Annotated in this window: 14 protein-coding genes; 3 read left to right on the top strand and 11 right to left on the bottom strand. The window is 65.0% G+C overall.

Annotated features, from left to right (window positions below):
* Positions 1–6 precede the first annotated feature (6 nt).
* The 3 genes from argB (at position 7) to QO034_RS09965 (ending at position 2,137) form a co-directional block, all read left to right on the top strand.
* Positions 7–870 (top strand): acetylglutamate kinase, encoded by an 864-nt coding sequence (gene argB / locus QO034_RS09975; RefSeq protein ID WP_284485377.1) that lies wholly within the window; start codon positions 7–9, stop codon positions 868–870.
* 104 nt (positions 871–974) lie between these two features.
* On the top strand, positions 975–1,634 hold the full coding sequence (locus QO034_RS09970; RefSeq protein WP_284485376.1) for a ferredoxin: 660 nt from the start codon (positions 975–977) through the stop codon (positions 1,632–1,634).
* Positions 1,631–2,137, top strand: a complete 507-nt coding sequence (locus QO034_RS09965; protein ID WP_284485375.1) for a SixA phosphatase family protein — start codon at positions 1,631–1,633, stop codon at positions 2,135–2,137. Before QO034_RS09970 ends, QO034_RS09965 begins: the two co-directional genes overlap by 4 nt.
* 49 nt (positions 2,138–2,186) lie before the next feature.
* On the opposite strand, the gene QO034_RS09960 is transcribed toward QO034_RS09965, so the two are convergent.
* From QO034_RS09960 to rplQ, 11 genes are all read right to left on the bottom strand, one after another.
* A complete protein-coding gene (locus QO034_RS09960; protein ID WP_284485374.1) occupies positions 2,187–2,954 on the bottom strand; it encodes an amino acid ABC transporter ATP-binding protein in 768 nt (255 codons plus the stop codon).
* Between the two features lie 12 nt (positions 2,955–2,966).
* Entirely contained in the window at positions 2,967–4,265 is a 1,299-nt protein-coding gene (locus QO034_RS09955; protein WP_284485373.1) for an amino acid ABC transporter permease, read from the bottom strand.
* Positions 4,266–4,268: 3 nt separating this feature from the next.
* Positions 4,269–5,483, bottom strand: coding sequence for an amino acid ABC transporter permease (locus QO034_RS09950; RefSeq protein WP_284485372.1), 1,215 nt, complete (start codon positions 5,481–5,483; stop codon positions 4,269–4,271).
* Positions 5,484–5,616: 133 nt separating this feature from the next.
* Positions 5,617–6,633: an amino acid ABC transporter substrate-binding protein gene (locus QO034_RS09945; RefSeq protein ID WP_284485371.1), complete on the bottom strand. Its 1,017-nt coding sequence runs from the start codon at positions 6,631–6,633 to the stop codon at positions 5,617–5,619.
* A 212-nt stretch (positions 6,634–6,845) separates the two neighbouring features.
* Positions 6,846–7,550 carry an ATP12 family chaperone protein gene (locus QO034_RS09940; protein ID WP_284485370.1) on the bottom strand — a complete coding sequence of 235 codons (705 nt, stop codon included), beginning with the start codon at positions 7,548–7,550 and terminating at the stop codon, positions 6,846–6,848.
* Positions 7,547–8,224: an HAD-IA family hydrolase gene (locus QO034_RS09935; RefSeq protein ID WP_284485369.1), complete on the bottom strand. Its 678-nt coding sequence runs from the start codon at positions 8,222–8,224 to the stop codon at positions 7,547–7,549. Before QO034_RS09935 ends, QO034_RS09940 begins: the two co-directional genes overlap by 4 nt.
* Positions 8,221–9,264 carry an RluA family pseudouridine synthase gene (locus QO034_RS09930; RefSeq protein ID WP_284485368.1) on the bottom strand — a complete coding sequence of 348 codons (1,044 nt, stop codon included), beginning with the start codon at positions 9,262–9,264 and terminating at the stop codon, positions 8,221–8,223. Before QO034_RS09930 ends, QO034_RS09935 begins: the two co-directional genes overlap by 4 nt.
* The gene (gene crcB, locus QO034_RS09925; RefSeq protein WP_284485367.1) at positions 9,261–9,641 is read right to left on the bottom strand and encodes a fluoride efflux transporter CrcB; all 381 of its coding nucleotides are present in this window, start codon (positions 9,639–9,641) and stop codon (positions 9,261–9,263) included. The genes QO034_RS09930 and crcB overlap by 4 nt, the downstream gene beginning before the upstream one ends.
* A gap of 103 nt (positions 9,642–9,744) precedes the next feature.
* On the bottom strand, positions 9,745–11,064 hold the full coding sequence (locus tag QO034_RS09920; protein ID WP_284485366.1) for a replication-associated recombination protein A: 1,320 nt from the start codon (positions 11,062–11,064) through the stop codon (positions 9,745–9,747).
* Between the two features lie 3 nt (positions 11,065–11,067).
* Entirely contained in the window at positions 11,068–12,456 is a 1,389-nt protein-coding gene (locus tag QO034_RS09915) for a trypsin-like peptidase domain-containing protein (protein ID WP_284485365.1), read from the bottom strand.
* A gap of 135 nt (positions 12,457–12,591) precedes the next feature.
* Positions 12,592–13,011, bottom strand: a complete 420-nt coding sequence (gene rplQ, locus QO034_RS09910) for a 50S ribosomal protein L17 (RefSeq protein ID WP_284485364.1) — start codon at positions 13,009–13,011, stop codon at positions 12,592–12,594.
* Between the last annotated feature and the right edge of the window lie 91 nt (positions 13,012–13,102).

Raw genomic sequence — 13,102 nt, 5'->3', positions numbered from 1 at the left:
ATCAGGATGAAGACACAGAACATGAACCGCGACTGGATTGCCACGGCGGCAACGCTGTCAAGCGCCCTGCCCTATCTGCAACGCTACACGGACGCGATCGTCGTGATCAAACTCGGCGGCCACGCGATGGGCAGCGATGCCGCGATGGACAGTTTCGCGCGGGACGTGGTCCTGATGCAGCAGGTCGGGGTGAACCCGGTGGTCGTGCATGGCGGCGGGCCGATGATCAATGCATTGCTGGACAAACTGGCCATCAAGTCGGATTTCGTGAACGGCAAGCGCGTCACCGACGCGGCGACTGTCGAAGTGGTCGAGATGGTGCTGTCCGGGCTGGTCAACAAACGCATCGTGCAGGCGATCAACCGCCAGGGCGGCCGCGCCGTGGGATTGTCGGGCAAGGATGCCAACCTGATGATCTGCGATCAGACCGATCCGGCGCTCGGATTTGTCGGCACCCCCGCCGACATGGACACGCGGTTGCTCCGTTCGCTGTTTGAGCACGACATGATCCCGGTCATCGCACCCCTTGGGGCGGGGCGGAATGGCGAGACGTTCAACGTCAACGGTGACACGGCGGCGGGCGCCATCGCTGCCGCACTCAAGGCCGACCGGCTGCTGCTGCTGACCGACGTGTCCGGCGTCAAGAATGCCGAAGGCGAGGTCCTGACGGAACTGAAGGCCGCCCAGATCCGCCAGCTGACCGCCGACGGGGTGATCGCCGGTGGTATGATCCCCAAGACCGAAACCGCCCTGGATGCCATAGACGGCGGCGTGCGCGCGGTGGTGATACTGGATGGCCGCGCGCCCAATGCATGCCTGCTGGAACTGTTTACCGAACATGGCGCGGGATCGCTGATCCGGCCCGACTGAACAGGCGATGCGCGGATCGCGATCACGGCATCGCCGCGGATTCCGGTTTGACAGACCGCAGGCAAGCTGAAACCCAGGAACAACCAGACGGGCCGGGTTCGATCATGACTTCGACAACCTACGACGCGCTTTGCAGCCTCGCCGAAGAGCACGGCCTGCTGGTCATGGGCGCTCTGAACCCGGAGACCACCGGGGACCGCGACGGCGGCACGCTGGTTCTGCTGGGCGCGGGCCCGGGATTCTGGCCCGGATTTCTCGTTGCGCCCGAATCGGGCGATGGCCGGGCCGACCCGATCGACCGCTGGTCGCTTCGGGTGATCGGCGGCATGGCGGACGCCCTTGGCGCGACCGCTCGCTACCCGTTCGGCGGGCCGCCCCATGCACCATTTGTGGCTTGGGCCCTGGCCTCCGGACGGGCGTTTTCCAGCCCCACCGGAATGCTGGTGCATGTGGAGGTCGGGCTGATGATCAGCTATCGGGGCGCCCTGCACTTCCCGGACAGGATCCCGTTTCCTGCCCCGAGCCGCATCTCGCCTTGCGGGTCCTGCCGTGACCGTCCCTGTCTCACCGCCTGTCCGGTCGGCGCATTCAGCGCCCAAGCCCCCTATGATCTTGGCGCCTGTCATGCTTATCTCGACACGACGGCGGGCGGCGACTGCCTGGTTCACGGATGCGCCGCGCGCCGCGCCTGCCCGGTCAGCGCCGGGGCGGCCCGCACATCCGGCCAATCGGCCCTGCACATGAAAGCGTTCCATCCGAAATGACCCGAACCCTGATCCTGATGCGCCACGCCAAATCCAGCTGGGACCATCCGGCGTTATCCGACCACGACCGCCCGCTGAACAAGCGCGGCCGGGCCGCCGCAGTGGCGCTTGGCGGCTGGCTCCGCGACGCGGGCTGGCAGCCGGATCAGGCGCTGGTATCGGATTCCATACGCACCCGCGCGACCTTCGCCGGCCTCGACCTGCCGATTGAGGCCGAATTCACCGGCGCGCTCTACCACGCCAACCCGACCGACATGCAGCTGGTGCTGGAAATGGCGAGGGGCGACACGGTGCTGATGATCGGCCACAATCCGGGCATCAGCGAATTCGCCGAAATCCTGGCCAGGACGCCGCCGGATCACCGCAAGTTCCACGACTTTCCGACCGGCGCGACCATCGTGCTGCGCTTTGACATCGACACCTGGGACGCGTTGGATACCGGCCAGGGCGAGGTGCTGGATTTCATCACCCCGCGCGATCTGACCGACACCCCGCCCGAATAAAACAAAAGGCCGGGCAAGCCGCCCGGCCCTTTGCCGCCTGAGCGCGCGGTCAGTGCCCGAGAATCTGGCTCAGGAACAGTTGCGTGCGCGGGCTTTGCGGGTTGCTGAAGAACGCCTCAGGTTCGTTCTGTTCGACGATCTGGCCCTCGTCCATGAAGATCACCCGGTTCGCGACCTGACGGGCAAAGCCCATTTCATGCGTGACGCAGAGCATCGTCATGCCTTCTTCGGCCAGCTCGATCATCGTGTCGAGCACTTCCTTGATCATCTCCGGGTCAAGCGCCGAGGTCGGTTCGTCAAACAGCATGATGCGCGGGCGCATGCAAAGGCTGCGCGCGATGGCGACCCGCTGCTGCTGGCCGCCGGAAAGCTGCCCCGGATACTTGTCCGCCTGATCGGGAATCTTGACCTTGGTGAGGAAATGCATCGCGGTTTCCTCGGCTTCCTTCTTGGGCGTCTTGCGCACCCAGATCGGCGCGAGGGTGCAGTTTTCCAGGATAGTCAGATGCGGGAACAGGTTGAAGTGCTGGAAACACATGCCAACCTCCGACCGGATCTTGTCGATGTTCTTGAGGTCCGACGACAGCAGGGTGCCATCCACTTCGATGGAGCCTTTCTGATGTTCCTCAAGCGCATTGATGCAGCGGATCAGGGTCGATTTCCCTGACCCGGACGGGCCGCAGATCACGATCCGTTCGCCGCGATAGACCGTCAGGTCGATGTCGCGCAGCACGTGAAAGGTGCCATACCACTTGTTCATCTTCTGGATCGAGATGGCGACCTCGTCCGAGACCTTCATTTGGGCAGTTTCGGCCATGATGCGTTTTCCTTATCGGTGGTCGGTCGCAAGGCGGCGTTCCAGCCACTGCGAGTATTGCGAGATGCCGTAGCAGACGATGAAGAACAGAAGTGCTGCGAACATGAAGAGTTCCCAGTAGACGCCGTTCCATTCGGTCGAGGCAAGGATCGGGCCGCGGATCATGCCCACGAGGTCGAACATCGATATGACCGAAACCAGCGTGGTGTCCTTGAACAGACCGACGGCGACGTTGACGATGCCGGGAATCGAGATCTTGAGCGCCTGCGGCAGGATGATCAGCCGCATCGCCTGCGGATAGTCGAGCCCCAGCGAATCCGCCGCCTCGTATTGCCCTTTCGGCAAGGCGGCCAGCCCGCCCCGGATCACCTCGGCGATATAGGCCGAACTGAACATGGTGATCATGATGATCACCCGCAGGATCAGGTCGATCGTCGCATCCGGCGGGAAGAAATAGGCCAGCACCACCGAGGCGACGAACAGCAGGGTGATGAGCGGCACGCCGCGCACGAATTCGATGAAGACCACGCAGATGATCTTGATCAGCGGCATCGACGACTGCCGCCCGAGCGCCAGCGCGATGCCGATGGGCAGCGACAGCGACACACAGACCACGCCCAGCATCATGTTGAGCATGAACCCCCCCATGTCGCGGCTCGGAACCGCGGCCAGGACCGGGTTCTCCCATGCCAGCATCGGCACGATGAACCCGGCGATCCACCAGATCACGAAGGCCGCCGCGATGCCGCCGAAGAACCCGGCGGCAAAGCTGTTGCGAACGAAGCGCACATAGACGAGAAAACCGCCCACGACGCCCAGTAGCGCGAACACCGGCGTCCAGACCGTGCCGCCCCAGATCAGGTAGTAGGCGATGAACGGATAGAGCGCGGTGAACACCAGGAGCTTGCGCGGCAGATCGAAGAAAAGAACCGGCGCCGCCGCCAGGAACAGCAGCACGAAGGCCAGTGTCGGACGCCAGTAGATCTCGGCCGGATAGGTGAAACCGAACAGCAACTGGTTCCAGCGTTCCACGAGAACCGAGAAACACGCCCCGGTCGCGCCTTGCAGGATCTCGCGGCATTCCGCCAGGCTCTGCGTGTTCCAGATTCCGTTCAGCATCCAGGGCAGCGTCGCCGACAGCACGACATAGATCGCGTAGAAGGACAGAAGCGTCAGGATCGCGTTGGGAATATTGGCGAACAGGTTCTCGCGGACCCACTTGACCGGGCCGGTCGCCTGGAACGGCGGAGGCGCGGCGGGAACCGCCTGGGTGCGGACAAAAGCGACAGAATGCTCATGCGTATCTGACATGGCTCAGCGCTCCTTGAGTTTCATGGAATTGTTGTAGACGTTCATGATCGCCGAGATGGACAGCGAAATCGTCAGGTAGAACAGCATCAGAAGCAGCACGCATTCGATGGCGCGCCCGGTCTGGTTCAGCGTGATGCCCCCCAGCGTCGCGGTGATGTCCGCGTATCCGACGGCGATCGCCAGCGACGAGTTCTTGGTGATGTTCAGATACTGCGAGATCAGCGGCGGAATGATCACCCGCAGCGCCTGCGGCAGAACGACGAGGTTCATCACCCGGCCCGGACGCAGCCCCAGGGCCGATGCCGCCTCCGTCTGGCCCTTGGACACGGACTGGATGCCGGCGCGCACGTTTTCGGCGATGAAGGCACCGGTATAGATCGACAGCGCGAACCACAGGGCGATCAGCGGCCCGCCAATCTTGATGCCGCCGGCGAAGTTGAACCCCTTGAGTTCCGGATAGTCCAACCCGATGGGCCGGCCGAGCAGATAGAAGGCGACGATCGTCGGCAGCAGCAGGATCGCGACGCTGGGCCAGAACATCGGCAGCAGGCGGCCGGTGTCGTAGAGCAGTTTCGTCGCATAGCGGCGGTAGGCGAAGACTCCGGCGATCGATGCCACGAATATGGCGACGACGATGCCGGACCCCGCCCCCCAGATCGGCGCGGGAACATAGATGCCGCGGTTGGTGAAGGCAAACGAGCCCAGCACCATCGACGCCGTGGCGTCATCGCCCCTGAAATCGCGCGGCCCCGGAAGCACCGCCGTCATGATCGTGAAGATGATGATGATCCAGATCAGCACCGGGATGTTCCGGAAAATTTCCACGTAGAACGACATCAGCTTGCGGACCAGCCAGTTGTTGGACAGGCGCAGCACCCCGGCGAGCACCCCGAGCACCGTCGCCGTCACGCAGGCGAGAAAGGCGACGAGCAAGGTGTTGATGATTCCCACCATCGCGGCCCGCGCATTGGTGGACTGGCTGTTGTAGTCGATAAGGGTCTGGTTGATGTCGTATCCGGCCGGGCTGCCGAGGAATTCGAACGAGATGTTGAGTCCCGCGGCCCGCAGATTGCTGATCAGGTTGTTGCCCAGATAGGCGAAGGACACGATCAGGACCAGCAGAGCGATGGCCTGAAAGGTCAAGGACCTGTAACGTGTGTCGTTCAGCAGCATAGAAAGCCGGAACGACTCCTGCTGAGGGTCGGATATTGTCGTCATTGATGTGTTCCCCGTGGTCCCGGCCGGTATTGATTATCATTCAGCGCTTTGGCTGGTGGCCGGTTGTGGTTCTTCGCAGTCTGTAAAGTGCGAAGGGCGCAGATTTGCATCTGCGCCCTTGTCTTTTCGTATTTTACCGGAACGGCGGGGAATACAGCAGGCCGCCGTTGGTCCACTGCGCGTTCAGGCCGCGCGCCAGCCCGATCGGTGTCGCCTCGCCGATGTTCTTGGCGAAGATCTCACCATAGTTGCCGCCGGCCATAATCGCGTTCTTGGCCCAATCCGCCGACAGGCCCAGCATTTCGCCAAGGTTGCCTTCGGTGCCGAGCAGACGGTTGATTTCCGGGTTGTTGGTGCCCGCGCTCAGTTCAGCGATGTTGGTCGAGGTGACGCCATATTCTTCGGCGGCGATCAGTGCATTCAAGGTCCAGCGGACCAGGTCGCCCCATTCGTTGTCGCCATGGCGGACCAGCGGACCGAGCGGTTCTTTCGAAATGATCTCGGGCAGCAGCGCATGCGCCGACGGATCTTCGAAAGTGGCGCGGGTCGCGGCCAGGCCGGAAGCGTCGGTCGTGTAGGTGTCACAGGCTCCGGCCAGATATTGCTGCTGGCCTTCGGCGTTGGTTTCGATCGGAACCGGCTCGTAGCTGATGTTGTTCGCCCGGAAGAAGTCGGCCAGGTTCAGTTCCGTGGTGGTGCCGGTCTGGATGCAGACGGTCGCGCCGTCCAGTTCCTTGGCCGATGTCACGCCCAGTTCCTTGGGAACGAGAAAGCCCTGACCGTCGTAATAGTTGACGCCCACGAAGTCGAATTTCAGATCCACGTCACGGCTGAACGTCCAGGTCGTGTTGCGGGCCAGCATGTCGATTTCACCAGACGCCAGCGCGGTGAAGCGGGTCTTGCCGGTGGTGGGCACGAATTCGACGGCTTTCGGGTCGCCCAGAACCGCGGCGGCCACGGCGCGGCAGACATCCACGTCAAAGCCGTTCCATTCGCCGTTCGCGTCCGGTGCGGCAAAACCCGCCAGCCCGGTGGTCACGCCGCAATTCAGCTTGCCGCGCGCCTTGACGTCATCCAGTGTGCCTGCCGCCGCGGCGCTCGCAGCGAGACCGGCTACAGTAAGTGCGCCAAACAATACGGTTTTTCTCATTTCTACCTCTTCCTGATTTTCCGCCGCGATTTAGGGCGGTTCACCCGGCACGCTTGGCACCGAATATGTCACCGAAAAAGGGGTGCTCCCCTTCAGTGGGGTCAAGTTTGGGCGGATTTATCTCCAAACGTCAAGGGTATGATCCAACAATTCAAGGCCGCGGACGGCGGCTGCCCCTTCGTCAGGCTTGATGCGAAACAGGGTCCGGCCCGTCAGGCCAGATCGAAAAACCGCTTGGCATGAAGGAACGCCGCGTGCTTCAGCGCGGCCAGCGCCTGCGCCTCTTCGTCCGGCCCCCACTGTTCTTCCTGCCAAAGCTCGTCGAGCCGGGAAATGGTCCAGATGTCCTCTGGCGTCTTCCAGTTCATCGCGGCGGCGAAGCCCAGGATCAGCGACCCGGACAGGCTGACGAGATCGTGAAAGGCCGCCAGCTGAAAATCGGTCATCCGGTGCACCGGGTCCGACAGGCGGGACAAGGCGCCGCCGTCCTGCGGCTGATGCACGACCCCGCTGCGCGGTTGCAGGCGGACGCCAAAGGTTTCTTCCGCCCAGTCCAGCGCCGGGTCCCACTGCTCGGACTGGCGCGCGACCAGCTGTGGCGGCGTATCGGCGCGGTAGCACAACAGATCCGCATCGCCATAGGCCGCCAGCATGTCGGCCACTTCGGCGTGCTGGATGCGCACCTTGTCGATCGCCGCATTGGCCGAACGCGTCACCGGCATGGTGAGCGGGTTCACCACCTTGTCCTGAGCCGCCCATTCGGCGGCGGCGGCCTCGGCCATGGCGCGGGTCGGCAGGACCAGCGCCGCCTTCGCCGGGGTCTTGACCCGCCGCCCGTCCAGTTCGATGGCAAACCCGGTCTCTGTTCCGACGACCGTCGCCGCGTCCCAGAACCGTTTCTGTTTCCATTCGCTCATCGTGTCTCTTTCCGGATCGCATCCATCGCGCCGGGCAGGTCGCCGAACCGGTCGATCACCCGCCGGGCCGCAGCGAGGGCGGCGGGCGCGTGATAGCCCCAGCTGACGCCGATGCCCGCCACCCCCGCCGCCTGCGCCATGTCCATGTCGTAGCTGGTATCGCCGACCATCACCGTATCTGCCGCCGCCACGCCTGTTTCCGCCATCGCGGTCAGGATCATCGAGGGGTGCGGTTTGGACGGATGGTCGTCCGCCACCTGCCGGGTGATGAAGCTGCGTTCCATCCCCAGCGATTCCAGCAGCGCATCCAGGCCGCGCCTGGATTTTCCCGTCGCGACGCCCAGAAGCGTGCCCGGCTGCGCCGCCAGCCTTTCGACCGTTTCGCGGGCGCCGGGATAGAGGATCGGCGGGGCCGCCCCGGCCAGCCTCTGCGCGAAAAAGGCATCCTTGTAGGCCGCTACCAGGTCCGCCTGCGCCTTCGCAGTGGCGGTCGGCGCCAGCCGCGCCATCGCGTGATCGAGCGACAACCCGACGATCCCCAAGACCGCGGCGCGGTCCGGCGCCGGCTGCCCGGTCGCGGCGAAAGCCGCCGCCATCGCGCCGAGGATGCTGGCCTGGCTGTCCACCAGGGTGCCATCCACGTCGAACAGGATCAGGCGCAGCCGGTCGGTCATTGCAACTCTTCGAACGGGTCGTCGGCGGCCAGATCCTCGGTCCAGCCGAAGGTGTCCCAGCTTTCCTTCATGTGATCGGGCAAGGGGGCGGTCACGGTGACGATCCTGCGGGTGACAGGATGTTCGAACGACAGCGACCGCGCGTGCAGGTGCAGCTTCTTGCTGATGATGCCGCCGAGCTGCGCGCCCCAGCCATCGCCAAGGTTGTCCTGGCCCGACCCGCCGTATTTGCCGTCTCCGACGATCGGATGGCCGATGCCCGCCATATGCGCGCGCAACTGATGGGTGCGCCCGGTCAGGGGCTCCATCGCCACCCAGGCGGCGCGTCCCGCGACGCGGTAGAGCGTGGCATAGAGCGTATGCGCCCGTTTTGCGCCGGGCGTCGCGTCGATGTCGGCGGGGTGCACGACGATCATCTTTTCGCCCTCGCCGTCCTTGCCGTGCCCCGGCGCCTTGACCAGCCCGGTCTTGATCTCGCCCAGATAGGGGGTCGGCACACCCGCCACCAGCGCCCAGTAGATCTTGCGCGTGCTGCGATGGCGGAACGCGGCGGTCAGCGCCTTTGCGGCGATGCGGGTGCGCGCCAGCAGCAGGACGCCCGATGTGTCCTTGTCGAGCCGATGCACCAGGCGCGGTTTTTCCTCCAGGTCGAACATCAGCGCCGCGGCCAGACCGTCGACATGGCGCGTGGTGCCGCTGCCGCCCTGCACCGCCAGCCCCGGCGGCTTGTTCAGCGCGATCACATGGTCGTCGCGGTAGATCACGCAGTCGCGGATCATCTTCGCATCGGCCTGCGATATGCGTGTCTGCAACGGCGCCGGGCTGTGATCCTTGTCCGGCAGCGGCGGAACGCGCACAACCTGGCCGGCCATCACGCGGGACGACGCCTTGACCCGGCCGCCATCGACGCGCAGTTCGCCCTTGCGGCACATCTTTTCGATGCGGCCCTGGCTGACATGCGGGAACAGGCGGCGCAGCCAGCGGTCGATGCGCTGGTCGGTGTCGGCCTCTTCGACCGTGATCGTCTGAACACCGCTCATGTGAAAACTCCTCTCGCGGCCATTAGGCCCAGCGCCAGGCCGCCGACGGAAAGCCCCACGGACAAGACCACATAAAGCAGCGCATGTCCGCTGTCGCCCCGTTGGAGCAGCGTCATGGTTTCCAGCGAAAACGCCGAAAACGTGGTGAACCCGCCCAGCAGACCCGTCATTACGAAGGGGCTGAAATGGGTCAGCCCGCGCTGCGCTGCGGCAACCACGAAGACCCCCATCAGGAAGGATCCGACGACATTGACCGTGATGATCGCCACCGGGAATTCCTGCGGCCCGAGCAGGCGCATCACTCCGACGCCGGTCAGATAGCGCAGCGAAGCGCCGATTGCGCCGCCAAGCGCCACGAGGAAGACAGTTGAAACCATGGGTGGCATGTCGCGCGGGAGGCGCGCAGAGTCAAGCAGTGCGGGCCGCAGTCATTTGGTTGCCCTGGCCGGGCCCTGCGATGAGTGACGACCCGCTCCGCTCCTAGTTGCCACCACGCTGCATCCGGAGCTTCGCGAAATAGTCCAGCCGCTTCTTCAGTTCGCGTTCGAACCCGCGTTCCACCGGGGCAAAGAGCACCGGGCGCTTCACGTCCTCGGGGAAATAGTTCTGCCCGGAGAACCCGTCTTCGGCGTCGTGATCATAGGCATAGCCGGCGCCATAACCCTGTTCCTTCATCAGCCCCGTCGGTGCATTCAGGATGTGCTTCGGCGGCGGTGTGCTGCCGGTCTGTTTCGCCAGCTTCATCGCCGCCTTGAAGCCAGCGTAGGCGGCGTTGGATTTCGGCGCCAGCGCCAGGTAGGTGACCGCCTGCGCCAGCGCCAGTTCGCCCTCTGGACTGCCGAGCCGTTCGTAGACCTCCCAGGCGTGCAGGCAATGGGCCTGGGCCTGCGGGTCGGCCAGGCCGATATCCTCGATCGCCATGCGGGTGATGCGGCGCGCCAGATAGCGCGGGTCTTCCCCGCCCGCGAGCATCCGCGCCAGCCAGTAGAGCGCCGCGTCCGGGTCCGATCCGCGCACCGATTTGTGCAGCGCCGAGATCAGGTTGTAATGCTCGTCGCCCGACTTGTCGTATTTCGTCGCCCGCCGCATCAGGCGCTTTCCCAGCGCCTCGGGGTCAAGCGGCGCGTCGGTTTTCCAGGCCGCGACCTGTTCGATCAGGTTGAGGAGCGCGCGCCCGTCGCCATCGGCCATCTCGTGCAGCGCGTCGCGCCCCGCCCCGGTCAGGGGCAGCTTGCGGCCCAGTTCGCGCTCGGCGCGCTGGGTCAGGAGTTCGAGATCGGCGGGCGTCAGCCGTTCCAGCACCAGCACCTGCGCGCGACTCAGAAGGGCGGCGTTCAGTTCGAAACTCGGGTTCTCCGTCGTCGCGCCCACCAAGAGGATCGTGCCGTCTTCCATATGCGGCAGGAAGCCGTCCTGCTGGGCCTTGTTGAAGCGGTGGATTTCATCGACGAAAAGCAGCGTGCCCTGCCCGTTCTGCCGCCTTATCCGCGCCGCCTCGAACACCTTTTTCAGGTCCGGCACGCCGGTGAAAATGGCGCTGATCTGGACGAAATGCAGGTCTGTGGCATCCGCCAGCAGCCGCGCGATGGTTGTTTTGCCGACGCCGGGCGGCCCCCAGAGGATCAGGCTGCCGAGACTGCCCGCCGCCAGCATCGCGCCCAGCGGCGCGTCCGGTCCCAGAATCTGGTCCTGGCCGATCACCTCGTCCAGCGCAGCCGGCCGCAGCCGGTCCGCCAGCGGCCGGTTGCGCGCCGGGTGGCCGTCGCTCGCCTGCGCGGCGGTATCGAACAGATCCGCCACCGGTCAGAGCCGGAACCGCAGGCTCAGCCGCTGGCCGCCCCGCAACAGGTCCATACGCACGGTGCGGCCAGGCCGGGTCAGCGCGGTTTCCACATCGGCGCTGCGGTTCACGGCGTCGCCGTTGATCGCCCGGATCACGTCCCCGACCTGGACCCCGACCCGTCCGCCCAGCGGACCGGGATCGGTCACGATCACGCCCTCCGTGGACAGCGGCAAGCCGTAGCGCGAGACGATCGCCGGGTTGGCGCGGGCGACGGTCAGGTCGGGCAGGACCGTCCCAGGCCCGAGGCTGCTTTCTTCCGCCGGCGGATCGTCGGGCGCGGGGATCATCGCCACGTCGCTGGTCTTTTCCTCGGCGTCCCGCATCCACCGCACCGAAGCGCTCTCGCCGATGCCGGCAACGGTCATGCGAAACATCATCTCCTGCGGGGAATTCACCGGTTGCCCATCCACATGGGTGATCACGTCACCGACGGAAAGGCCGGCGCGCGCGAAGGGGCTGGCCGGATGCAGATCGGAAATCACGATCCCGTCCGGCACCGCCAGTCCCAGCGACTCGGCCAGGTCCGAATTGACCGGCTGGCCCGACATCCCGGCCCAGGGGCGTTCGAACCGCGCCATGCCCTGCCGCGCCTGCTGCACGAATTCCGCGACCAGATTGGCCGGGATCGCGAACCCGATCCCGTTGGAGCCGCCCGATCGGCTGATGATTGACGTGTTGATGCCGATCAGGCCACCGTTGACGTCGATCAGCGCACCGCCGGAATTGCCCGGATTGATCGCCGCGTCGGTCTGGATGAAATAGCCGCGGGCCTGCCCGGTGGCGGCGCCGGACCGGGCGAGGCCGGACACGATGCCGCTGGTCACGGTCTGTCCGATGCCAAAAGGGTTGCCGATGGCCAGCGCCAGTTCCCCGACTTCCACCTGGTCGGAATTGCGCAGGCTCAGGGCCGGCAGGCCGCTCGCGTCTTCCAGTTGCAGCACCGCGAGATCGCTTTCCTGGTCGCCCAGAAGCACCCTGGCGGTGAATTCACGCCGGTCGGCCAGCACGACGCGGATATCCGTCGCCATGCCCACCACATGGTAGTTGGACACGACGATGCCATCGTCGGACAGGATCACGCCTGAGCCGAGCGAATTCTGCACCCGCGGCTGCGGATTGCCGAAACCGCGGAAGAAATCCTCAAAGAACGGGTCGTTCATGAACGGGGTGCGCTGCGCCTGCACGATCCGGCGCGCGTAGATGTTGACCACGGCGGGCGCGGCCTGTTTGACCAGGGGGGCGAAACCCAGGGCGATCTCGGCCTGCGATTGGGGAATGCGCGTGTCCGCCTGGAGGGGCGGCGACAGGGCAAGGACCAGAAGAAGGACGAGAAGATGCGGACGGAACATGGGAACCTCGGGGCTTTGCCCTGATATGCGAGGCCGTTCGCGGGAATGCAAGCCATGCGGACGGATGGCGCGGCCCGCAACGAAAAACCCCCGCCCTAGGGGCGGGGGTCCGGCTGTCCGATGCGGGCGGACGCCTCAGTCCTCGGCGGCCTCTTCGGCGGCGAGGCGGGCCTTGTCGGCGGCGCCTTTCGCGTCGCGGTCGCGGTCGACGAATTCGATGATCGCCATCGGCGCCATGTCGCCATAGCGAAATCCTGCTTTCAGAACACGGACATAGCCGCCCTGGCGGTCCTTGTAGCGGGGGCCGAGAACGTCGAACAGCTTGGCGACGTCCTTGTCTTCCTTCAGCCTGGCCGCGGCCTGACGGCGGGCGTGCAGGTCGCCGCGCTTGGCGAGGGTGATCATCTTCTCGATGATCGGGCGCAGTTCCTTGGCCTTGGGCAGGGTGGTCTTGATCTGTTCGTGTTCGATCAGCGATCCGGCCATGTTGGAAAACAGGGCCTTGCGGTGTTCATGAGTCCGGTTGAGCCGGCGGTATCCACGTGCGTGACGCATTTTCTTTCTCCGTTCTTGCCCTCTACGGGCGGTTTTGCTTTGTCCGGTTCCCGATGCGTGTCAGGAACTCTCCTTGGGGCGGGATCGCCCG

This window comes from Sedimentitalea xiamensis (genome assembly GCF_030164465.1).
Taxonomy (GTDB): Bacteria; Pseudomonadota; Alphaproteobacteria; order Rhodobacterales; family Rhodobacteraceae; genus Sedimentitalea; species Sedimentitalea xiamensis.
The sequence above is the reverse complement of the archived record's forward strand: the minus strand, read 5'-3'. Positions and strand labels throughout refer to the sequence as shown.